The sequence below is a fragment of the Pseudomonas sp. HP_12 genome, assembly GCF_055283955.1.
Genome location: NZ_JBTOQG010000056.1, coordinates 254,922 through 277,760 on the forward strand (window position 1 = coordinate 254,922; position 22,839 = coordinate 277,760).

The 22,839-nt window shown below is 59.7% G+C and carries 23 protein-coding genes; 13 read left to right on the forward strand and 10 right to left on the reverse strand.

Features of this window, described 5'->3' with window-relative positions:
* Positions 1-77: 77 nt before the first annotated feature.
* The 5 genes from ACYASU_RS22545 to ACYASU_RS22565 all read left to right on the forward strand — a co-directional run bounded on the left by ACYASU_RS22545 (position 78) and on the right by ACYASU_RS22565 (position 2,969).
* Entirely contained in the window at positions 78-812 is a 735-nt protein-coding gene (locus ACYASU_RS22545) for a S24 family peptidase (protein WP_463584110.1), read from the forward strand.
* Positions 809-1,051, forward strand: a complete 243-nt coding sequence (locus tag ACYASU_RS22550; RefSeq protein WP_463584111.1) for a hypothetical protein — start codon at positions 809-811, stop codon at positions 1,049-1,051. Before ACYASU_RS22545 ends, ACYASU_RS22550 begins: the two co-directional genes overlap by 4 nt.
* Positions 1,052-1,171: 120 nt before the next feature.
* Positions 1,172-1,681, forward strand: a complete 510-nt coding sequence (locus tag ACYASU_RS22555; RefSeq protein WP_463584112.1) for a TIR domain-containing protein — start codon at positions 1,172-1,174, stop codon at positions 1,679-1,681.
* The gene (locus ACYASU_RS22560; RefSeq protein WP_463584113.1) at positions 1,681-2,532 is read left to right on the forward strand and encodes a macro domain-containing protein; all 852 of its coding nucleotides are present in this window, start codon (positions 1,681-1,683) and stop codon (positions 2,530-2,532) included. The genes ACYASU_RS22555 and ACYASU_RS22560 overlap by 1 nt, the downstream gene beginning before the upstream one ends.
* A complete protein-coding gene (locus ACYASU_RS22565; RefSeq protein WP_463584114.1) occupies positions 2,529-2,969 on the forward strand; it encodes an HIT family protein in 441 nt (146 codons plus the stop codon). The genes ACYASU_RS22560 and ACYASU_RS22565 overlap by 4 nt, the downstream gene beginning before the upstream one ends.
* 50 nt (positions 2,970-3,019) lie before the next feature.
* On the opposite strand, the gene ACYASU_RS22570 is transcribed toward ACYASU_RS22565, so the two are convergent.
* The 9 genes from ACYASU_RS22570 to ACYASU_RS22610 form a co-directional block, all read right to left on the reverse strand.
* Positions 3,020-3,352, reverse strand: a complete 333-nt coding sequence (locus ACYASU_RS22570; protein WP_463584115.1) for a hypothetical protein — start codon at positions 3,350-3,352, stop codon at positions 3,020-3,022.
* Between the two features lie 37 nt (positions 3,353-3,389).
* A complete protein-coding gene (locus ACYASU_RS22575) occupies positions 3,390-4,235 on the reverse strand; it encodes an RNase A-like domain-containing protein (protein ID WP_463584116.1) in 846 nt (281 codons plus the stop codon).
* A gap of 11 nt (positions 4,236-4,246) precedes the next feature.
* Positions 4,247-4,741 (reverse strand): Hcp family type VI secretion system effector, encoded by a 495-nt coding sequence (locus ACYASU_RS22580; protein WP_463584117.1) that lies wholly within the window; start codon positions 4,739-4,741, stop codon positions 4,247-4,249.
* A 292-nt stretch (positions 4,742-5,033) separates the two neighbouring features.
* A complete protein-coding gene (locus tag ACYASU_RS22585; protein WP_463584118.1) occupies positions 5,034-6,086 on the reverse strand; it encodes an ADP-ribosylglycohydrolase family protein in 1,053 nt (350 codons plus the stop codon).
* A gap of 107 nt (positions 6,087-6,193) precedes the next feature.
* Positions 6,194-6,889, reverse strand: a complete 696-nt coding sequence (locus ACYASU_RS22590) for a DUF6933 domain-containing protein (protein ID WP_463584119.1) — start codon at positions 6,887-6,889, stop codon at positions 6,194-6,196.
* 48 nt (positions 6,890-6,937) lie between these two features.
* Positions 6,938-7,819, reverse strand: coding sequence for a LysR family transcriptional regulator (locus ACYASU_RS22595; RefSeq protein WP_463584120.1), 882 nt, complete (start codon positions 7,817-7,819; stop codon positions 6,938-6,940).
* Between the two features lie 58 nt (positions 7,820-7,877).
* Positions 7,878-8,630, reverse strand: coding sequence for a maleate cis-trans isomerase family protein (locus ACYASU_RS22600; RefSeq protein WP_346631183.1), 753 nt, complete (start codon positions 8,628-8,630; stop codon positions 7,878-7,880).
* 355 nt (positions 8,631-8,985) lie between these two features.
* Positions 8,986-10,371 (reverse strand): MFS transporter, encoded by a 1,386-nt coding sequence (locus ACYASU_RS22605; RefSeq protein ID WP_463584121.1) that lies wholly within the window; start codon positions 10,369-10,371, stop codon positions 8,986-8,988.
* Between the two features lie 134 nt (positions 10,372-10,505).
* On the reverse strand, positions 10,506-11,447 hold the full coding sequence (locus ACYASU_RS22610; RefSeq protein WP_463584122.1) for a LysR family transcriptional regulator: 942 nt from the start codon (positions 11,445-11,447) through the stop codon (positions 10,506-10,508).
* A 121-nt stretch (positions 11,448-11,568) separates the two neighbouring features.
* Here ACYASU_RS22610 and ACYASU_RS22615 point away from each other — a divergent pair, with 121 nt between their 5' ends.
* Both ACYASU_RS22615 and ACYASU_RS22620 read left to right on the forward strand, forming a co-directional pair.
* Complete coding sequence (locus tag ACYASU_RS22615) at positions 11,569-12,744, forward strand: fumarylacetoacetate hydrolase family protein (RefSeq protein ID WP_463584123.1); 1,176 nt, start codon at positions 11,569-11,571, stop codon at positions 12,742-12,744.
* Positions 12,745-12,790: 46 nt separating this feature from the next.
* The gene (locus ACYASU_RS22620) at positions 12,791-14,575 is read left to right on the forward strand and encodes an IlvD/Edd family dehydratase (RefSeq protein WP_463584124.1); all 1,785 of its coding nucleotides are present in this window, start codon (positions 12,791-12,793) and stop codon (positions 14,573-14,575) included.
* Between the two features lie 311 nt (positions 14,576-14,886).
* Here the strand turns inward: ACYASU_RS22620 and ACYASU_RS22625 are convergent, their stop codons facing one another.
* The gene (locus ACYASU_RS22625; RefSeq protein ID WP_463584125.1) at positions 14,887-15,792 is read right to left on the reverse strand and encodes a LysR family transcriptional regulator; all 906 of its coding nucleotides are present in this window, start codon (positions 15,790-15,792) and stop codon (positions 14,887-14,889) included.
* Positions 15,793-15,910: 118 nt separating this feature from the next.
* On the opposite strand from ACYASU_RS22625, the gene ACYASU_RS22630 reads away from it, so the two are divergent.
* The 6 genes from ACYASU_RS22630 (at position 15,911) to dxs (ending at position 22,455) form a co-directional block, all read left to right on the forward strand.
* Entirely contained in the window at positions 15,911-16,918 is a 1,008-nt protein-coding gene (locus ACYASU_RS22630; protein ID WP_463584126.1) for a zinc-binding alcohol dehydrogenase family protein, read from the forward strand.
* A gap of 56 nt (positions 16,919-16,974) precedes the next feature.
* Positions 16,975-18,162 carry an L-dopachrome tautomerase-related protein gene (locus ACYASU_RS22635; protein ID WP_463584140.1) on the forward strand — a complete coding sequence of 396 codons (1,188 nt, stop codon included), beginning with the start codon at positions 16,975-16,977 and terminating at the stop codon, positions 18,160-18,162.
* A gap of 28 nt (positions 18,163-18,190) precedes the next feature.
* Entirely contained in the window at positions 18,191-18,844 is a 654-nt protein-coding gene (nfsB, locus tag ACYASU_RS22640) for an oxygen-insensitive NAD(P)H nitroreductase (RefSeq protein ID WP_463584127.1), read from the forward strand.
* A 402-nt stretch (positions 18,845-19,246) separates the two neighbouring features.
* Positions 19,247-19,489 (forward strand): exodeoxyribonuclease VII small subunit, encoded by a 243-nt coding sequence (locus tag ACYASU_RS22645; RefSeq protein WP_062384761.1) that lies wholly within the window; start codon positions 19,247-19,249, stop codon positions 19,487-19,489.
* Positions 19,486-20,373 carry a (2E,6E)-farnesyl diphosphate synthase gene (gene ispA, locus ACYASU_RS22650; protein WP_463584128.1) on the forward strand — a complete coding sequence of 296 codons (888 nt, stop codon included), beginning with the start codon at positions 19,486-19,488 and terminating at the stop codon, positions 20,371-20,373. Before ACYASU_RS22645 ends, ispA begins: the two co-directional genes overlap by 4 nt.
* Before the next feature lie 192 nt (positions 20,374-20,565).
* On the forward strand, positions 20,566-22,455 hold the full coding sequence (dxs, locus tag ACYASU_RS22655) for a 1-deoxy-D-xylulose-5-phosphate synthase (RefSeq protein ID WP_463584129.1): 1,890 nt from the start codon (positions 20,566-20,568) through the stop codon (positions 22,453-22,455).
* Positions 22,456-22,839: the final 384 nt, after the last annotated feature.

Genomic DNA, 22,839 nt, shown 5'->3' on the forward strand with positions numbered 1-22,839 from the left:
CGCCCAGGCATGACGGCGTGCTCATTTGAACACTTCGTTCATTTAAACGAGCTTCAACCCGCCGTAAACTTCGGCCCATGAATACATCAGGTGATCGACTGCGCGGCCTTTTGCGAGAGTGCCATCTCTCCGCGACGGACTTTGCCGCCAACCGAAAAGTTACGCCCCAACACGTGAATAACTGGTTCAAGCGCGGCATCCCCATGGCGCGTATTGAGGAAGTCGCTGAACTGCTGAGCGTCAACGCGCGTTGGCTGCGCAGCGGCGAGGGCCCGAAGCACCCCGGACAAGACCGCTCAATTGCCCAGCAGCCAGACACTCAACCGTCCCAGGCCGAGCGAAGCGCCCGCGAAGAACTGGAAATGCCGGTCTACACCGAACTGGAAACGCAAAGCTCAGGCCGGACTGCGGTGGGCGAAATCCACAACCACAAAGTGCGCCTGTCCCGGCGTGTGCTTGAAACCATGGACGTGGAGCTGCACAACGCCATTTGTGTGGCAATGGTCGGCAACAGCATGGCGGACAAGATTCAGGACGGTTCGCTGATCGGCATTGATCGCGGACGCGTGCAGATCATCGATGGCGAAATGTACGCCCTCGAACACGACGGCATGCTGCGGGTGAAATACCTGTATCGCCTGCCGGGCGGCGGTTTGCGCCTGCGCAGCCACAATTGCGCCGAATACCCGGACGAGATCTTCAGCGCCGAACAGGTTCAGGCTCAGCACATTCATATTCTGGGGTGGATCTTCTGGTGGTCGACCCTCAATAACCGCCGTCATCCGGCAACATTGCGGCGAGGCGCGGAATGAGCGTGTTTCAGAACTGGGCAGATGCCAGCAACATGGGTATCCTGCACGCCTTCGTTTCAGCACCCCTCGGCCACACGCCGATGGGTGATCGACCTGGCACCGTCTCCGTGACCTGCCCGGTCTACCTGACAAGCGCCTCCTTGCAGCGCGCACTTTTGCGGACGGGTGCGGTTAGCCAAAAACTAATCAAACCCGTCACCGAGAAGCCGGCCACAAGCCGGCTTTTTAACTTCCCATGAATACGTCGCACCGCTAACCCACGCGGCGCCTCCGCGCGCCCGAAAATCGGCAATCAATGGACTGAGCGCCTTAATCAACGAAGCGGACAACCGCCTTCGTTCCAATACAGGAAGTTCATCATGAGTTATCGCAACAAAACCTACATCGCGTTCGCCAGTGAAGACATCAAGCATTACTGGCTGATGAAAGCCTGGAAGCAGAACGAGAAAATCGACTTCGATTTTTTCAATGCCCATGACTTGTTCGAAGCGCGGGACAGCAGTTCGCCAGAGACCATCAAACGCCGACTGCGCGAACGCCTCAATAACACCAAGCAAGTCATTTTTCTGGGCAGCGAAGATGGCCGACGCAAAGGCGGTGACGGGGATTCGTTTCTTGCCTATGAAATCGAGGTGATTCTCGAACTGGATCTTCCTATCGTCATCGCGAATCTCTGCCAAAGCAGAAACATCGTCACGGACAACATCCCCCAGCCGCTCATCGATCAAAAACACTTCAACGTGTCTGTGTCCTTCCAGCCAAAAATCATTCAGTACGCGCTGGACAACTACGTCGAGGGCTACGCGAAGAGCGAGATGCAGGGCCCCCATCGATATGTCGGCAGAATCTACGACGAGCTGGGCCTGTGATGACCATCCTTCAGGACATGCAGACGTGGCGCTTCTGGCGCCACTTTCTGGTGGCGTTGTTCGCCTGCGTCGGCGGGCTGTCGACGATCATGCAGACCTTCAACGTCATTTACCCCGGCAGCCACGCGATGGAAGGGTTCGGCATCCTGATCGCGATCATCGCGCTGTCAGTTTCGGCCGCGTTGTTCAAGGCGTGGCCGCGCCCGATTGCCGAGGAATACAACGCACCGAAAACGCGGATCACCATCGTGCCCGGCGACCTTCTCAAGGAGGACGGCCATTTGGTGATTGGCACCAACGACACCTTCGACACGGAAACGCCAAACATCATTGCCACCTCCAGCCTGCAGGGCCAAGCGCTGCAAGTGCTCTACGGCGGCGACCTGAAAGAACTTGATCGTCATCTGGACGACGCGCTGGTCAACACGCCCTGCATCGGCACGCTCAACAAGCCAGGCAAGCAAGTGCAATACGGTGTCGGCACCATCGCGACGCTCAAGCACGCGCACCGGCTGATCTTCTTCCTGGCCTACTGCGAAATGGACGCCCAGAACGTCGCGCGCTCCACGCCGGACAAAGTGTGGAAGGGCTTGCTCGCGCTGTGGGCCGAGGTGTCCCGGCGCGGCAACGGCGGCACGATCTCGATCCCGGTGATCGGCGGCGGACAGGCGCGACTGTCCAGCGTGCTCCCCGCCCAGGACGCCATTCGCTTCACCCTGCTCTCGTTCATGTTCGCCTCCCGCAACTCGAAGGTCTGCGACGAACTGCGCATCGTCGTCCGCCCCGACGACTACCGAAAACTTGACCGGCTCGAACTGCAGTCCTTCCTCTCGTCATTGAGGTCATCATGAGCCCGGAAACCAGCCTCGACCTGCCGGACAATCCCGACTGCGCGTTCTGCGCGTATCTGAAGGGTAAACGGCCTTACACCATCCTCTCCTGCACCGCACATACCGCGACCTTCGTGACCCGCGAACAACGGGGTCACCCGCACTTGCTGGTGCTGCCGCTGCGACACGTGCCCTCGTTGCTGGAAATGACCGACGAGGAAGTGGCGGCGGTTGCGGTGGAAGTGCGCAACGCCGCGAGGCTGATTGAAAAGGCGTATGGGAAAACGGGGATCGCGGTCTGGCAGAACAACGGCGTGCCGGCGGGCCAGGCGATTGGGCATGTGCACTTTCATGTGGCGGGGACGCTGGAGGGCGGGGGGACGGATTTTGGGGAAGTGCAGGAGATATCGGTGATGGAGACGGATGAGATTGCGCGGCGGTTGCTGGAGGCGAGATAGGTTTGGCCGGTTCGCTAGTCGCTTTCGAACAACCTTGCGCCGTCTCCCAATCAGAATCCGAAAAGCTTTTTCCTTCGGATTTTAATTTCGCTGTCGAGCAATGCGGATACGGTGGTCAGGAATACATACAGGTCGCCTTCGAAGTAATCTTCGGCGAAAGAGGTGTCTTGACCAAAAGGCGGATCGACATACTGCAAACCTTCGGGCGTCATATTCCTTCGGATATAGGTCTTTATTTCTCGTTTGAACAGGATTGCGTGCAGCAGATCCAGAAACCCATAGCCGATGCATTCCTTGACTATCTGAGGAAGCGTGAGGGGTTCAAATCCTTTCTTTTCTTCTTCATCTAAGAACTCGCCAACTGCATCGCCGACGGAGAACATGAATCCATGTAAATATGCGTATCGCATCTCTAACGCCCTATAAAATCGGATGAGCAGTGACAATGTAATATGGCATGTGATTATATTCAACAAACTGAATAGTCACGTTAACTTTAGACATGTGCACCATTTTACTAGGTGCTTCTCGCGAAACCCCCCAACCAACACTCTTCCCAAGATCCATCTTAAAATCACGACTAGTATTATTTCTCAGTAAAAACTTGGCCTTTGAGAACATTGATATTTTTAACCTGCTATTTTGAAGCACCTTGCTAACTGCCCACTCTGCCGTATTTATGTCATAAAACGTCGAGGAAACATTAACTTTTTTTGACGCAAAGCGCTTTATTAAGTAGTCAATATCTTTACCTACATGCTTTCGCAGCGCGTGTCCCCCTCCCAAGTTGCCAGGCACATTGGGCAGCTTTTCGCTTGTGACAATTGATATTCGCCCCGCTCGCACGGACGACACTCTGAACGCGCTGTACAGCGAAGCGGTGGAAAGCGGAACGGCAAACTCAGTTGCAAGACCGATCACCTGGCCAGCCGATTTAGAGGTGCCGAGTGCTTCAGCGGCAGATGAACCGGCTTTGAAAGCAAAAGAGTCAGTCTCTTTGCCTGTAAGGAGCTGTGTTGCGCCTGCGGAAAGTTGGTCGGAAGCATGCACGCCCATTGCGACACATCCGATTTTAGTAATCATCGTTGGTTCGGGCACGGCGCAGAGTACCCCTGAACCTGCCAGCTCTACGATACCGCCAACAAGGCGCAGACTCCCAAAGATACGGTTCGACATTATCTCCGCAGGTGTGAGCGACTCTTGCGTCAAGATCGCAGCCATCTGAGCAAAGCTCAGCGCCACGCGAAACTCTCCATCGTCTGCCATGTTGCGTTTCCTTACGCGAATGCTTTGTTGGCGGTTCTGTCCCAACCTCCAGACACTATTCCCGCACTTCCGCCATCAGCGCGACGCTGTTGAGAGTATTCGAATTTGATACGACCATAATTCAGGCTGATGACTTCGACAGGAAAACCACCTTGTTCGGCACCTTGCCCGCTTACGGTTGCGATTAGAACTTCCTCAAGTACGATATCCATGTACTTGAACTTCTCCCCACCCGAGCGGTGTACCCGAATCGTCACCGTCTTGATGTGCGAGCCTCGGCAGCACAGTTCGAAGAGTTTGGGTGTTGCTCGATCAATATATTTACTTATCTGGAAATCGCCCAGCGCGACACCGCCTGCGGACGCCCCGCCGTTGGAACTCGCTGACTGGCTGATCGATTGGATTGCGTCGTAATGATAAGAGAGCAGCTCGATCCAACCCTTATGGTCAGCATCCAACGACTCACCTTCTACCCCACCCACCTGCATAAATGCGTCAAACGACATCGTTAGCTCCCTGCTTTTTTCAAATGAAAAGCGATGCTACCTGATGAACGTTAATGATCACACCCCATTGGCGGTATAAATTTGTGACGTCGACGACAGTTTAAAAAACTGCGGGGCGATGTTGGGGCAATCCTATACAGATTATTCTTCATAACAAATACAAAGAGTGGCTAAGACAGCTCGATGCTGCCCCCTTAAAGCTGTTTTACAAGATTTACCCAAGCGATGAGAATGTCCAACAGGCTGTTGGACAATTTCGTGTTATCAGGTCCTCCTTGCCAAGGGCTGGAATTCAACCCCCTGGATAACGTTTCCAAATCTCATCATCAAACTCCCCGCCATATCCCGTAAACACCCTCGGCACCCGCTCGATATCCTCCGCCACCGCTTCAATCACTTCACGCAATTCAAGCGGCGCAAGCCATCGACCCGGAATCGCTTCTACGCCGTGCTCAATACCCAGCAGATGCCCGGCAATCAGCCCGGTGCTGTCACTGTCGCCGCTATGATTCACGGCATTGATCACGCCGTCTTCGAACGATGTTGCAGTCAGTGCGCACCAGATGCCAATCGCCAAGGCTTCTTCCGCGATCCATCCGCCGCCCAATTCCTCGATCCGCTCGGGGGTTGGGCGGTGGCCTTCGTAGCTAAAGAACAGCACGCGCTCGACCAGGGCACGTGTTTCTTCCATGCCGGGTTTCTGGCCGTGCTCGGACAGGCTTTTAGCGATGGCCTCTTCGAGGCTGTCCTGGCGGTCGACGATGCGCTGGAGGATGTCGGCGAAAAGACCGCCTGCCAGGTAGCCCGTTGGGTGACCGTGGGTCAGACGGCCGGATTCGGCGGCGTTGTCGAACGCGTTGGGGAAGAACGCGCACGGCGCGACGCGCATGACGGCGCCGCAGCCTTTGCTGTCGTTTTGGGCGAAAGAGCCAAATTCCGTACTGGCCTTCAATGCGCTTAGACAGGTGAGGCCGGGCGCGCGGCGGGACCACAACTCGCGTTCATGCACCAGCCAGCCGTCCAGGCTGACGTCAGTGGCCGGCGAGTAGTCCTGGGTTATCAGCCAGCGCAGCAACGCATGGTGGATGACGCCGGGTACGTTGCAAATACCGCGGGAGATGCCGCGCACATAGGCGCGCAACAGACCTTCAGCGGTGAAGAGCATCATTTGCGTGTCGTCGGTGATGGCGCCAAGTCGACCGTAAGCGGGGACGAAATCGACGATGCCACGCGCACCGAACGTCGCGTGGATGGCATTCCATTTGAGAAATTCGACCGGCGCACCCAGCGCATCGCCCACCGCGCCGCCGAGCAGGCAGCCTTTGATCCGTTCAAGTCTGTTCATCTGCGCTTCCCTACACTGGCTGCATCATGGTTTGGAGCAATTCGAGCGTTCTTTCAAGTGGCTCAACATAGGCGCTTTCTGCACGCGAAGTCCTGATCCTCTATTTTTTAATCCTCAAATTCAGGTTCCGGATCTTGCTCACGCCGACGCGACCTCCACCTCTTATACCCATCCGCAATCTCCACCTCGGTCATCACCATTCCGAACCTCGGACAAGCCTGCTTCAGCTCCAGCTCGGCCGGAATGAAGTAATCCCCGCCCCTGATTGATCGGAGCATACCGTTGGGCACCTCACCGAAGGCGATGAGACTCGGCGCCTCAACTGGCAGCCCTTTTCCTTCGTAGGCATCGTATGCAGCCATGTAGAGCACATCATTGATGTGGGCTTGAACACTCCGATCGCTACGCTTGAAGAAATGCACAGACTGGAGGCTTTCTTCCAACAGATCAATGTATCGCTGGAGCTCAGACTGAGGCGGAATTTGCCCGCGAACATTACCCGCCAACACAAGCACTTCAAGAATGTATCGAGCACTGAACTGCTGCAGAAAACCCTGCACGTCGTTGCGTTTCAGGCCCACAAACATCATTGCGTAGCGCGTGTCGACTTTCATGGCGAGCAGGACATGAGTCCTGCCGAATTTGGTGACGTGCAGTTGCCAGCGATCCACTCGCTCGTGGTCTGCGCTGTCCGGTTCCAGCGACTGGGCAGCGGCGGAGGGCTGCACAGCGCTGATGATTTCGCCCTTCACTTTCTTCGAAAAAAAATCAGCGGCGTCTTTGGTGCAGTCAAAAATCAGCATGGGGATGGGGGTCCGTTCGGCGATGGTCGAGGATACCGGCGATCAGCCTCACCCCGCCAACACATGGCGCAAAAACAACGCCGCCGCCACCGCCAAACCCTCCCTTGATCTCACGCAGACGTTGAGCTCACGACTGGCCCATTCCTCTTCCAGCTGAACCACTTTCGCACCCTCCATTCGGTAAATCCCTACGCTGCCTTCGGGCATGATGCCGATGCCCACGCCTGCCTGAACCATCAGGCTCAGGGCGTCGTAGCTGGCCACTTCCATGCGGATTCTCAGGGAGCGACCGAGGTCGTTGGCGGCTTTGATCAGCTGGAAATTCAGATGGGTGCCGCTGCGCAGGGCGACATATTCATGGTCGAGGGTGTCGCTGAAGCGCACTGACTCGCGGCCTGCCAGCGGGTGGTCGTTGGGCACGATCAAGACCAGGCGGTCGGTGCGGAACGGGAAGACTTCGATGTCGGCGCCATGGGGCAGGCGCGTGAAGATGCCGATCTCGGCGCGGTTTTCGGCGACGGCTTTGGTGATCGCCAGGCTTTGCTGCTCTTCGAGGACGATGTTGATCAGCGGATAAAGCGCCATGAACGACTTGATCAAGCCGGGCATGAATTGGGTGATCGCGGAGATGTTCGCGAGCACGTGCACCGAGCCGCGCGTACCGTTGGAGTAGTCGCGCATCTGCAGGACGATGTCGTTGAGGTTGTTCAGCGCGCTGCGGGCCATGAACAACAGCGACAGGCCGGCGTCGGTCGGGGTGATGCCTTTGTTGGTGCGGTTGAGCAGCCGGGAATCGAGCAGCTCTTCCAGTTCGCTGAGCCGCTTGCTGACGGCCGCCGCGGCAATGTGTTCGCGCTTGGCGGCGGCAGCGATAGTGCCTTCTTCGACGACGCTGACGAAGAGGCGCAGCGAGACAGGGTCGAGTTTCATGTGGGGTACCGGGCGTGCTGGCCTGAGTGGCCGCCATAGTACCCCGTCAGACATCGCCTCAGAACGCGCCCGACAACAGATGGCCGGCGTTCGGAACCTGCGCTTTGAGCCCGAGGGTTTTGAGCATCTGGTAGACGGTCGCCACAGACGCCGACAGCACCGGTTTATCCAGTCGGTCCTGTACGACCTGGATGGCGGGCAGTGACGGCATCTGGACGCAGCACGACAGCACCACCCCGTCGGCCTGTCCGATGTTAAGCCGGTTAGCGTGGGAAACCAGATCCATCGGGTCGAGCCGCCCGACTTGCAGGTTGTCGGAGACTTCCAGGCTGATGGCGTCCACCACCTCGATGCCGGCCGCTTCGATGTAGTCGATGACCTGTTGGGTGAGTGGCTTCATGTAGGGCGTGATGATCGACACTTTCTTGTAGTCGAGCATCTGCAGGCTGTCGATCAGCGCGCCGGCCGAGCTGAGCACGGGTGCGTCGGACGCGTTGCTGGCGACGGTTTTGCTCAAGCGCTCCTGGGAGACTTTGTGGTAACCGGCGCCCTGACACATGATTGCCACCAGGCAGGCGTACGCCATGACATCGACCCGCGCATCGCTCAATTCCAGTGCGCAGCGGTCGCTGTCGATGTCCATCTTTTTCAGTTCTTCGGGGCTGACTTTCATCATGCGCATGCGAGACGAGTGAAAGGTGAAACGCTCGTCCGGGAACAGGGAATACCGCGACGTGAGCATCGCCGGGATCTCGGTTTCCATGGTGGTGTTTGAGCTGGGGACGATCTGGCCAATCCGGAAGTTTCTCACAGGGTCTTCTCCATTTCGCCGACGGCGAGGTCATGTGCGACCGATGCTAGTAGGGACCGTGAGCGGCGTATATCAGGCAATGGCGAGCCTGCCATCGCGGCTGGCGATGGCAGGCAAAAAGATAGGGATGACCGGGGCACGATATTAGTGCTGGCACCCGTTCATGTGGGAGCGAGCTTGGTCTGGGCCGCATCCGGACGAAGAGGCAGGAACATCCGCTGAATCTTCGGCGACTGAAATGCCGTCTTCGTGAGCAAGCTCACTCCCACAGGGACCGTGTTACTACGCGAAAGTGTGGAACGTCTGGACGCCGGGAATCTCCCAAAAGGAAAAGCGTGTGTCCGCTCTATCTCGATTACGCGTGAGAAAGCACCTCGCCTCGCGCAGGCGCTTCGGCCTTGTGATTGCCCAACATCGCCCGAGGGATGGACAGAATCAGTCCGGCGCTGATGAACAGACAGGCGCCCAGCACGTAGGTGCCGTTGTTGATGTTGCCGGTGAGGTTCTCGGCCACTGCGGTGATCATCGAGCCGGTGAAGCCTGACAGGTTGCCGATGGCATTGATCATGCCGATTCCCGCAGCAGCCGCGACGCCGGAGAGCACGGTGCCGGGCAGGGTCCAGTAGATCGGCATCAGGCTCAGCACGCCGGAGGCGGACACGCTCAGGAAGATGATCGACAACACCACGTTACTGGCGAAGTAGGCGCTGAGGATCAAGCCGATGCCGCCGATGATCGCCGGAATCGCGGCGTGCCAGCGGCGCTCGCCGGTCTTGTTGGAGTGCCGCGCGTTGAGGGTCATGGCGATCACGGCGATGCCATAGGGAATGGCCGTCAGCAGGCCAATGTCCAGCGGATTGGAGACGCCGGCGCTTTTGATGATCGACGGCATCCAGAACGCCAGCCCGTAGAAACCGGTGTTGAACGTCAGCAGGATCAGCACCAGCAGCCACACGCGTCCGTTGAAAAACACCTCGCGCAGACTGGTCGCCTTGCCTTTGCTGTCGGTCTCCAGGTTGGCCTTGAGCATGGCCTTTTCCTGGGGCGACAGCCATTTGGCCGCGTCGATGTTATTGGCCATGAACGCCAGCACCACAAAGGCCATTACCACCGAAGGCAGGCCTTCGATGATCAGCAGCCACTGCCAGCCGGCCATGCCGTTGACGCCCTGCATACGGGTCATCAACCAGCCGGAAATCACACCGCCCAGCGTCAGACTGATCGGCATCGCCATCAGGAAACCGGCCATCACCCGGCTTTGACGACGGGTAGGAAACCAGTAGTTGAGGTAAAGGATGACGCCGGGAAAGAAGCCTGCCTCACAGATGCCGAGCAAGAAGCGCAGCACATAGAACATGGTTTCCGATTCGATGTGGAAAAACTTCGCCAGCGGCACGGTAAACGCGACGGCCATGGATACGATGGCCCAGGTGAGCATGATCCGGGCGATCCAGAACCGCGCGCCGAAGCGATGCAGCAACAGGTTGCTAGGGACTTCGAAGAGGAAATAGCCCCAGAAGAACATGCTCGCGCCGAGGGCATAGATGGTGTTGCTGAATTGCAGATCGTTGAGCATGTCCAGCTTGGCGAAGCCGATGTTCACGCGGTCCAGATACGCCGCCATGTAACACAAGAGCAGGACGGGAAGGATGCGCAGAATGACTTTGCGGTAGGTGCGGTCTTCAAAGCTGGCGTGCCCGGGACCCGAGGACTCGGGCAGGCGCTGGGAAACGGTTTCCATGGTGGGACCTCCAGGCACTCGGAGGCGCCTGTATTGTTGTTATGTGAGGGTCGAAACAAGGGGCGATGTTACTGACAGCGGCGTTGATTAGGATAATGACTTGTTTCCATTGATTGATAACGCTGCGTTATCAGTTATTGATGCGCCAGCCGCGCATTCGCCAGCAGGATTTCAGCGAATTCCGACGCAGCACCAAGCAACGGCTCACCCCGCCGGGTAAGAATTCCGTAATCCTGGGGCGCCAGTTTCAGCGGCGTGTTCAGCACTTTCAGCAGGCCGGAATCCAGATGCGGCTGCGCCATGGAAGCCGGCAACATGGCGATCATCGGCCCTGCCTGCAGCACTTGCAGAAAGGTCTGCATCGAGATGGTGTCGATGGTGTTCTTCGGCACGGGAATTCCAGCTTTGGCGAACGCCTGCTCCATCCGTGCGCGAATCGGCGTGCCCAGCGGGTACAGAATCCATGGCCAGTTTCCGAGCGCCTGCAGCGGCGTCTGCGCCAGTTCGGTCAGCGGATGGCGACTGTTGACGACCATGCAGAACGGCTCCGGCGCCAACGCCTGAAAGTCGTACACCTGCTGCTGGTTTTCATTGGTGTAACGCGCCACCGCGAGGTCGAGCTTCTTGTCGTCGAGCATTTCCATCAGGTGGTCGCTGGTCTGCTCCACCACTTCGATCGACAGCAGCGGCCAACGCTGTTTCAACTGCACGATAGCTTCCGGCAGCACCACCGCAGTCGCCGCGAAGATCGCCCCCACCTTCAGAAAGCCATGCCCGCCCTCGCGCAAGCTGCTGATTTGGTCAACGAACTTGCTCGCGTCATTCAGGGCGATCTGTGCGTAGCGCACCACATGTTCGCCGAGGGCGGTGGGCGGCATGTTGCGCGGCAGGCGCTCGAACACATCAAAGCCCAGCAGCCGTTCGATCTCCCGCAGCATTTTGCTCACCGCCGGCTGGCTAAGATTCATGTGCTGCGCCGCCGCGTGCATGTTGCGGGTGCGCGCCAGGGTTTCGATGAGCACCAGGTGCTTGAACTTGAGCCAGTTACAGACCGTGGAAAAGGAAATGTCTGACATGAGGAATGCCTCGATGAGCGATAACCCAGTGTTATCGATTACTGAGCAGATGTCATTGGAGTTTATCGCCGGTGCTGATTAGGGTCGTTCGTAAATCATAAAAAGCGTTGAGGACTTCACCATGCCCATCCAGCTCACTCCCGAAAACACCCTCCCCGCCGACGGCCTCAATGGCACGTTGATCGGTCGCGCGTGGGTGCCCGGACACGTCAGCGGCCCATCGCCTGTGGTGCTGCGCAACGACGGCGTGTTTGATCTTTCATCAAGCTTCGCCACCTTGAGTGAGTTGCTGGAGCTGGAATCCCCTTTGGCCGCCGTGCGTGAAGCCCAGGGCAAACGTGTCGCCAGCCTCGAAGAACTGCTGGCGAATTCGACCGCAACGCCTGATCCCAACAAGCCGTACCTGCTGGCGCCGGCGGACCTGCAAGTGATCAAAGCCGCAGGGGTGACCTTCGCCGCAAGCATGATCGAACGAGTAATCGAGGAACAGGCGGCAGGCGATCCGGCCAAGGCGGAGAGCGTGCGCGCGATCGTACAGAACGCCATCGGCGACAACCTGCGAAACATCAAGCCGGGCTCCGAACAGGCGAGCACCCTCAAGGCGCTGCTGATCGAGCAAGGCATGTGGTCGCAGTACCTTGAAGTCGGCATCGGGCCGGACGCCGAGATTTTCACCAAAGCGCCCGTGTTGGCGGCGGTGGGCAGCGGCAGCCAGGTGGGTATTCATCCGAAATCGGAGTGGAACAACCCCGAGCCGGAAGTGGTGCTGGCGGTGAACAGTCGCGGGCAGATCCACGGCGCAACCCTGGGCAATGACGTCAACTTGCGCGACTTCGAAGGCCGCAGCGCGCTGCTGTTGAGCAAGGCCAAGGACAACAACGCCTCGTGCTCGATCGGCCCGTTCATTCGGCTGTTCGACGAAACCTTCTCCCTCGATGACGTGCGCAACTGCGTGGTCGACCTGCAGGTAAAAGGCGATGACGGTTACGTGATGAAAGGCTCAAGCTCAATGTCGCAGATCAGCCGCGATCCCGCTGACATCGCCGGCCAGGCGCTCAACGCCAACCATCAATACCCGGACGGCTTCCTGCTGTTTCTCGGCACCCTCTTCGCCCCGACCGCCGACCGCGACCATGCCGGTGGCGGTTTTACCCACAAGCTGGGCGATCAGGTCAGTATCAGCAGCAGCCTGTTCGGCGGCCTGCACAATGAGGTGACCCACAGCAGCGACGCGGCGCCGTGGACGTTCGGCGTCGGCGCGTTGATACGCAATCTCGCCGTGCGCGGTTTGTTGTAACGCTGCACCTTACGCAGCACACCTAATTCCAAGAGAGACCCGAACCATGTCCGACACGCCGAAACGCCCCCTTCGCAGCCAGCAATGGTTCGATGATCCGGAACACGCCGACATGACGGCGCTGTACGTCGAGCGCTACATGAACTACGGCCTGACCCGCGAGGAGCTGCAATCCGGCCGACCGATCATCGGCATCGCTCAGACGGGTTCTGATCTGGCGCCCTGCAATCGTCATCACCTGGAGCTCGCCCAGCGGGTCAAGGCCGGGATTCGTGATGCAGGCGGGATTCCGATGGAGTTTCCGGTCCACCCGATGGCCGAGCAGACCCGCCGTCCGACCGCTGCTCTGGACCGAAACCTGGCGTACCTCGGGCTGGTGGAAATTCTCCACGGCTACCCGCTGGATGGCGTTGTCCTCACCACCGGCTGCGACAAAACCACCCCGGCCTGCCTGATGGCAGCGGCGACCACCGACCTGCCGGCCATCGTGTTGTCCGGCGGGCCGATGCTTGACGGTCGGCACAAGGGCGAGCTGATCGGCTCCGGCACGGTGCTCTGGCATGCGCGCAATCTGCTGTCGGCCGGTGAGATCAATTACGAAGACTTCATGGAAATGACCACCGCCGCGTCGCCGTCGGTGGGCCACTGCAACACCATGGGCACCGCGCTTTCGATGAACGCGCTGGCCGAGGCGCTGGGCATGTCGCTGCCGGGTTGCGCGAGTATTCCGGCGGCGTACCGCGAGCGCGGGCAGATGGCCTACATGACCGGCAAGCGGATCTGCGATCTGGTCCGTGAAGACGTGCGCCCCTCGCAGATCATGACCCGCGAGGCGTTTGAAAACGCGATCGCGGTGGCCTCAGCACTGGGGGCTTCGAGTAACTGCCCGCCTCACTTGATCGCCATCGCCCGGCACATGGGCGTCGAGTTGAGCCTCGACGACTGGCAGCGCATCGGCGAAGACGTGCCGTTGCTGGTCAATTGCATGCCGGCCGGGAAGTACCTGGGGGAAGGCTTTCACCGCGCAGGCGGCGTGCCAGCGGTGATGCACGAGCTGCAGAAGGCCGGCAAGCTGCACGGAGAATGCGGCACGGTCTCCGGCAAAACCATTGGTGACATCGTGCGCAACGCCGTCGCCCACGACGCTGACGTGATCCGTCCGTACGAAGACCCGCTCAAACACCGCGCCGGTTTTATCGTGCTGAGCGGCAATTTTTTCGACAGCGCGATCATGAAGATGTCGGTGGTCGGCGAGGCCTTCCGCAAGACCTATCTGTCCGAACCGGGCGCGGAGAACAGCTTCGAGGCGCGAGCCATTGTGTTCGAGGGCCCGGAGGACTACCACGCGCGGATCAACGACCCTTCGCTGGAAATCGACGAGCGCTGCATTCTGGTGATCCGTGGCGCAGGTACGGTCGGTTATCCCGGCAGCGCCGAAGTGGTAAACATGGCGCCGCCGTCTGCGCTGATCAAGCAGGGCATCGATTCGCTGCCGTGCCTGGGCGATGGCCGGCAGAGCGGGACCTCGGCCAGTCCCTCGATCCTCAATATGTCGCCCGAAGCGGCGGTGGGCGGTGGGCTTGCGTTGCTGAAAACCAACGACCGGCTGCGCGTGGATTTGAATAACCGCAGCGTCAACGTGCTGGTCAGCGACGAGGAGATGGCCGCGCGCCGCGCGCTGTTCGAGCCGAAAATGCCGGCCTCGCAAACCCCGTGGCAGGAGCTGTATCGGCAGTTGGTGGGGCAGTTGTCCACCGGCGGATGTCTGGAGCCAGCGACCTTGCATTTGCGGGTCATCGCACGAAGCGGAGAGCCACGGCATTCCCATTAACGCCGCAGATGTATCGCCTGGCATATAACTTGTGGGAGGGAGCTTGCTCCCGAAGGCGTCCGTACATCCACCAAATCTTCAGCGGTTGAAATGCCGTCTTCGTGAGCAAGCTCACTCCCACAGTCGCTCTCGGCAGCGACCATAATCTTCAGCGAACGCAAAATCTGTGGGAGTGAGCTTGCTCGCGAAGAGGCCAGTACATCCGCCGAATCTTCAGCGGTTGAAATGCCGTCTTCGTGAGCAAGCTCACTCCCACAATGATTGCGTTTGATCGTTCCCACGCTCGGCGTGGGAACGATCACAACTCATACTCACAACAATGCCGGCAACCCCTTCTCCATTCCGGCAAAGCGGTTTTTCAACAGCGAATGCAACTGCTGCACCGCCGGGGAAAACTGTTTGCGGTGCGGGCAAACCAGATTCAGCGGGGTCGGTTCGCCCGGGTAATCCGGCAGCAACAGCTCCAGCCGCCCGGCGTGCACGTCCTCGCAAACATCCAGCCACGACTTGTACGCAACGCCCTGCCCCGCCACCGCCCAGCGTCTCACCAGATCTGCGTCATCGGTGAGCAACGGGCCTGACACTGAAAACACCCGGCCACCGAGCCGCCATTTGTCGTACACCCGCCCTGCCAGCGTAAACAGGAGACACTCGTGTCGCAGCAAGTCATCAGACACCATCGGACGGCCCTTGCGCGCCAAGTAGTCCGGCGATGCCACCAACACCCGGCGATTCCATGGCGCCAGCGCCAACGCAATGTAATTCGCGTCTTCGATCACGCCGTAGCGAATGGCGACGTCCACCGGATCGCGAAACAGATCGGCCACTTGATCGGAGATAAACAGGCGCAGATTCAGCGCCGGGTGCTGACTGCGAAAATCCGTCAGCCACGGCAGCAGCATGTTTCGCCCCAGATCCGAAGGCGCCGCCACTTGCAGCGTGCCTTGCAGCTCAGCGCTTTCCCGCTGCAGCTTTTCCCGGCCATCCCGTAACGCATCGAGCACCGTCTGGGCGGTCGGCAGGTACTGCTCGCCTTCAGCGGTAAGACGCAAGCTGCGCGTCGAGCGGGCAAACAGGCGAATATCCAGCTCGCGTTCGAGGCGCTTGATAGCCGCCGCGACTTGCCCCGGCAACAGATCCACCTCCCGCGCGGCATTGGAAAAACTGCCCAAAGCGGCGGTGCGAACGAACAGAGTCAGGTCGTCGATGCGGATCATTTTCACTCCAGCGGTGAAAGTGTTGCCGGATTCTGCGGGTTTTTCTGCCTGACGAACAAGAACAAGATGGGTCCAACGTTTCAATACGCCTCTGTCATCCCATTTTAGAGAGATCGCCATGAAAGCCGTCGCCTTCACCCAACACGGTCTGCCCATCGAAGACCCCAATGCGCTGCTCGACATAGACCTGCCCAAGCCAACGCCCGGCGCTCGGGATTTGCTGGTCGAAGTCAAAGCGATTTCGGTGAACCCGGTGGACACCAAAATTCGCGCCGGCTCTGCGGCCACCGCCCCCAAAGTGGTCGGCTGGGACGCGGTCGGCGTAGTTCGCGAAACGGGCAGCGACGTCACGCTATTCAAAGCCGGGGACGAAGTGTTCTACGCCGGTTCCATCGCTCGCCCCGGCAGCTACAGCGAATTCCACCTGGTCGATGAGCGCATCGTCGGGCACAAACCCAAGACACTCGACAACGCCCACGCCGCCGCGCTGCCGCTGACCTCGATCACCGCCTGGGAATTGCTGTTTGACCGTCTGGGCGTTGAAGAAGGCGGCGGCGAAGGTGACAGCCTGCTGATCGTCGGTGCCGGTGGCGGCGTCGGGTCGATTCTGGTGCAACTGGCCCGTCAACTGACCAAGCTGACCGTGATCGGCACGGCGTCCCGTCCGGAAACCCGCGAGTGGGTCGAAAGCCTGGGCGCCCATCACGTCATCGATCACAGCCAGCCGCTGGTTGAGCAGCTGAACCAGATCGGCGTCGGCCAGGTGAGCCATGTCGCCAGCCTGACCCACACCGATTCGTACTTCACGCAGCTGATCGAGGCCCTCAAACCACAAGGCCAGTTGGCGCTGATCGATGACCCGAAATCCCTCGACGTGGTGCCGATGAAACGCAAGGCCCTGTCGCTGCACTGGGAATTGATGTTCACCCGCTCGCTGTACGAAACGCCGGACATGATTGCCCAGCACGAACTGCTCAATCGCGTCGCCGATCTGATCGACCAGGGCGTACTGAAGACCACCCTCGGTGAGCACTTCGGCGCGATCAATGCTGAAAACCTGCGCCGCGCCCACGCCGTGATCGAAAGCGGCAAGGCCAAGGGCAAGATCGTTCTCGAAGGTTTCTGAACCTGTTTCCATTATTTGAATGGCCTGCTGCGGCAGGCCGGGAGTCGTTTGTGTCCATGAAACAGAACATGATGGTGTCGGCGCTGGCACTCTCAGTCGCTTTGATCAGCCAGACCGGCATCGCCGCCACGATCGCAACCACCGCGCTACCCGCCAATGCACCGGCGGAAAAAACCATCGGTCAGCTGGAGCAGGTGTTCACCTTCCACGACGCCATGCCCACCGGCGTGACCGTGACAGAAACCGGGCGCATCTTCGTCAACTTCCCGCACTGGGGCGACGACGTGCCGTTTACCGTGGGTGAGATCCGTGACGGCAAAGTCGTCGCCTACCCCGATGCCGCCATCAACAAGGAAGATCCCAAAGACCCGGCGAAAGGGCTGATCAGCGTGCAAAGCGTGGTCGCCGACGGTCAGGGCCGCGTCTGGTTGCTGGACACCGCTGCACCGAATTTCGCCGCGCCAAAAGCCGGCGGCGCCAAGCTGGTGGCGGTTGATCTGGCCAGTAACAAGGTGGTCAAAACCCTGGTCTTCCCGGCCAACGTCATCCTGCCGAGCACCTACGTCAATGACATGCGCTTTGATTTTCGCAGCGGCAAGGAAGGCACGGTTTACGTGACGGATTCGTCGGTCTCCGGGCCCGGCGCGATCATCGTCATGGACATCGCCAGCGGCAAGGCGACCCGTCGCTTGAGCGGCGCAAAATCCACTTCGGCCGATCCTGACTTCAAACCGGTCGTCGAAGGCCAAACCGCACTGGTCAGCAAAGGCCCAGACGGCAAGCCAAAAACCATGGTCGTTGCGTCTGATGGCATCGCCCTGTCCCCTGACGGCAAGACACTGTATTTCAGCGCGCTTTCCAGTCGCCACCTGTATGCAGTGCCTACCGGGATGCTGCGTGATGCAAGTGTGAGCGAGGCGCAACTGAACGCTGCGGTCAAAGATCTCGGCGAAAAAGGCGCGTCCGACGGTCTGGAAGCCGATGCCAACGGCGCGGTCTACGCCGGCGACTACGAACACAACGGCATCCGCAAACGCCTGGCCGACGGCAGCTGGCAGACCATCGTTCACGATCCTCGCGTGCTGTGGCCGGACACCTTGTCGGTCGGGCCGGATGGCTACCTGTATTTCACCGCCAACCAGCTGCAGCGCCAGGCCGGTTTCCACGATGGCAGGGATCTGCGCGAAAAACCCTACAGCCTGCTGCGGGTGAAGATCGACGCCGCACCTGCACCGACACGTTGATTCCGTTTTCCAATTCCGGAGATTCATCATGCAACTGACCGCACTGGCAAAATCGCGCTACACCACGAAAGCCTACGACGCCTCACGCAAGATCCCGCAGGAGACGATCCACGAGTTGCTGGAACAACTGCGTCACAGCCCGTCATCGGTGAACTCGCAGCCATGGCACTTCATCGTCGCCTCCGATGAGCAGGGCAAAGCGCGCGTGGCCAAATCGGCGGAGGGTAGTTTTGCCTATAACGAAGCGAAGATGCTCAATGCCTCTCACGTCGTAGTGCTTTGCACCCGCACTGAAATGCCGGAATCGCACCTGTACGACGTGCTGGCCCAAGAAGCGGCTGACGGGCGGTTCGCCAACGACGAGGCCAAAGCCGGTCAGGACAAAACCCGTCGCGGTTACGTGAACATGCACAAATACGATCAGAAAGACGTGCAGCACTGGATGGAAAAGCAAACCTACCTGGCGCTGGGCACCTTGCTGTTGGGCGCTGCATCGTTGGGGCTGGATGCGACGCCGATGGAAGGTTTCGATTTCAAGAAGCTCGACGAAGAACTCGGCCTGCGTAACAAGGGCTTCACCAGTCTGGTCGTGGTCAGCCTGGGCTACCGCAGCGACAGCGATTTCAACGCCAAACTGCCGAAATCGCGCCTGCCGGCCGAGACGGTGTTTACCTTCCTTTAACCCTTGCCGCACACACCTGAAGAAGCGAGCTTGCTCTGGGCCGCATCCGGACGAAGACGGTCGTTCAGCCGCTGAAGATTTATCGGATGTCCCGGCCTATTCGCGAGCAAGCTCGCTCCCACAGGTCCATCATCTGCGGCCAACATCCGCGAGGCAGATGCAATTCTTGTGGGAGCGAGCTTGCTCGCGAAGAAGGTATTTCAGCCGCTGATTATTTAGCGGATGTTCGGGCCTCTTCGCGAGCAAGCTCGACTCCCACAGTTAGTCCGCCGGTAGTGACATCTTCGGTTTTTGACGGGAGTGCGGCAGCAGCGAGCCCTCATCTGCACCCCCTTCTCATTTGCCCCGATGCGTGCGCTCTGCTAGTGTCGCGCCGGTTTAACGTCTACCGGGATAGCCGCCATGGCCCGCAAGAAAGCTGCACTGGATTTCGAACAGTCCCTCACGGATTTGCAAACGCTCGTCGAGCGTCTGGAGAACGGTGAGCTGTCGCTGGAAGACTCACTGACTGCCTTCGAGCAAGGCATCCGCCTGACCCGCGAGTGCCAGAGCGCGCTGGCCCAGGCCGAGCAGAAAGTGCAGGTCTTGCTGGAACGCGACGGCGAACTGGCCGAAGAGCCATTTGACGCGGAACAGCCGGAATGATCGCGGCGTATCAGGCACTCAGCCAGGCTCGCGTCAATGCGGCGCTGGAGACGCTGTTCGATGCGCCCGCCCCTGAATTGACCCGCCTTTACGCCGCCATGCGCTACAGCGTCACCAATGGCGGCAAGCGCGTGCGCCCGCTGCTGGTTTACGCCGCCTGCGAAGCCTTGGGCGGCAACGCCGAGCACGCCAACGGCGCGGCCTGTGCCGTCGAGCTGATCCACGCGTACTCGCTGGTGCACGACGACCTGCCAGCCATGGACGACGACGATTTGCGTCGCGGCCTGCCCACCACCCATAAAGCCTTTGACGAAGCCTGCGCGATTCTCGCCGGCGACGGCCTGCAGACCCTGGCCTTCAGCGTGCTGAGCGAGAACGCGCTGACCCCGCAGAACGCCGACACCCGGCTGAAGATGGTCGCCACCCTCGCCCGAGCATCCGGCCCTGCCGGCATGGTCGGCGGACAGGCCATCGATCTCGGCTCGGTCGGGCTCAAGCTCGACCAGAAGGCGCTGGAATTCATGCACCGGCACAAGACCGGCGCACTGATCGAAGCCAGCGTCAGGCTTGGCGCTCTGGCCAGCGGCAACGCAACCCAGGTTCAACTCGATTCGCTGCAGATTTACGCCCGCGCCATCGGTCTGGCTTTTCAGGTCCAGGACGACATTCTGGACGTCGAAAGCGATACCGCCACGCTGGGCAAACGCCAGGGCGCCGATATTGCCCGGGACAAGCCGACCTACCCCGCGCTGCTGGGTCTGGAAGAAGCCAAACATTACGCACTTGAATTGCGCGATCAGGCCCTTGTGGCGCTGCGACCGTTCGATGAGGCCGCCGAGCCGTTGCGGGCCCTGGCGCGTTATATCGTTGAACGCCGCAACTAGTCGAAGCCCGCGACGAGTCGAACCCCGCAACCAAGCGCAGGTCATAGGACTTATCGGGCGTGAGCGGCCTTGCTGCCGCTGCCCCATTTCGCCGGCAATCGTTTCTCCTGAACATCGCGTTGCTGCACATCGTGCGCAGCCGGTAATGCATCAGGTAAACTGCCGCCTCTTTTACTTATAACGATTCGCCTGATGCCCACGACGTTCAAAGAGATTCCCCGCGAGCGCCCGTCCACGCCCCTGCTCGACAAGGCAGTGACGCCGGACGGCCTGCGCCGCTTAGGTGAAGCAGAGCTTGAAGCCCTGGCTGATGAACTGCGCCTGGAGCTGCTCTACACCGTTGGCCAGACCGGCGGCCACTTCGGCGCCGGCCTCGGCGTCATCGAACTGACCGTGGCCTTGCACTACGTCTTCGATACCCCCGACGACCGGCTGGTCTGGGACGTCGGTCATCAGGCGTACCCGCACAAGATCCTCACGGGTCGCCGCGAGCAGATGTCGACCCTGCGCCAAAAAGGCGGTGTGGCGGCATTTCCGCGTCGCAGCGAGAGCGAATACGACACCTTTGGCGTCGGTCACTCCAGCACCTCCATCAGCGCCGCGCTGGGCATGGCGATCGCCTCCCGGCTGCAAGGCAGTGAGCGCAAGTCCATCGCCGTGATCGGCGACGGCGCACTGACCGCCGGCATGGCCTTCGAAGCGCTGAACCATGCGCCCGAAGTCAGCGCCGACATGCTGGTGATCCTCAACGACAACGACATGTCGATCTCGCGCAACGTCGGCGGGCTGTCGAACTACCTGGCGAAAATCCTCTCAAGCCGCACGTACACAAGCATGCGCGAAGGCAGCAAGAAAGTGCTGTCGCGTCTGCCCGGCGCGTGGGAAATCGCCCGCCGCACCGAGGAATACGCCAAAGGCATGCTGGTGCCCGGCACGCTGTTCGAAGAACTCGGCTGGAACTACATCGGCCCGATCGATGGCCACGACCTGCCTATCCTGATCGCCACCCTGCGCAACATGCGTGACCTCAAGGGTCCGCAGTTCCTGCACGTGGTCACCAAGAAAGGCAAAGGTTTCGCGCCGGCTGAAGTCGACCCGATCGGCTATCACGCGATCACCAAACTCGATCCGCTGAATGCGCCTGTCGTGCCCAAAAAAGCCGGCGGGCCAAAGTATTCCGGCGTGTTCGGCCAGTGGCTGTGCGACATGGCCGAAGCGGACGAGCGCCTGGTCGGCATCACGCCCGCCATGAAAGAAGGCTCGGATCTGGTTGCGTTCAGCGAACGTTTCCCGGAGCGCTATTTCGACGTTGCCATCGCCGAGCAGCACGCGGTGACGCTGGCAGCGGGCATGGCCTGCGAAGGCGCCAAGCCGGTCGTGGCGATTTACTCGACGTTCCTGCAGCGTGGTTACGACCAGCTGATTCATGACGTCGCGGTGCAGAATCTGGACGTGCTGTTTGCCATCGACCGCGCCGGTCTGGTGGGCGAAGACGGCCCGACCCACGCCGGCAGTTTCGATCTGTCGTACCTGCGTTGCATCCCCGGCATGCTGGTCATGACGCCGAGCGATGAAAACGAACTGCGCAAGATGCTCACCACCGGTCACCTGTTCAAAGGCCCCGCCGCTGTGCGTTACCCGCGCGGCAACGGCCCCAATGCCGTGATCGAGAGCAGTCTCGAACCGCTGGAAATCGGCAAGGGGGTGGTTCGCCGTCAAGGCAGCAAAGTCGCGATGCTGGTGTTTGGCGTGCAATTGACCGAAGCGCTGATCGTGGCGGAAAAACTTGATGCAACCGTGGTCGACATGCGTTTTGTCAAACCGCTGGACGAGGCACTGTTGCGCGAAATGGCCGGCAGCCACGACTTGCTCGTGACGATCGAAGAAAACGCCATCATGGGCGGTGCCGGTGCGGCGGTTAGCGAGTTCCTGGCGCGAGAGAACATTCTCAAGTCGGTGCTGCACCTGGGCCTGCCGGATGTGTACGTCGAGCACGCCAAACCGGCGCAGATGCTTGCCGAGTGCGGGCTGGATGCTGCAGGGATTGAAGCGTCGATCAACCAGCGCCTGCTGAAGATGTAGACAGTTACAGGCGTAAGCGGGGTGGCCGAGCGACCGGGTCATTCCGCAAACTTGTGAGAGTGAGCTTGCTCACGAAAACGTTCGTGCCTTCGACACATCTTCATCGCCTGACACTCAGCATTCGCGAGCAAGCTCGCTCCCACAGTTAATTTTTCAGCAGGTCCATCTATGGCATTGTCCGGGTGATCGGAGGCGTGAGACTGTCCTGCTGTGGTTGTACACCGCAATCAGCTGACAAACGCGAATCCTGTGGGAGTGAGCTTGCTCACGAAGACGTTCGTGCCTTCGACACATCTTCATCGCCTGACACTCAGCATTCGCGAGCAAGCTCGCTCCCACAGTTAATTTTTCAGCAGGTCCATCTATGGCATTGTCCGGGTGATC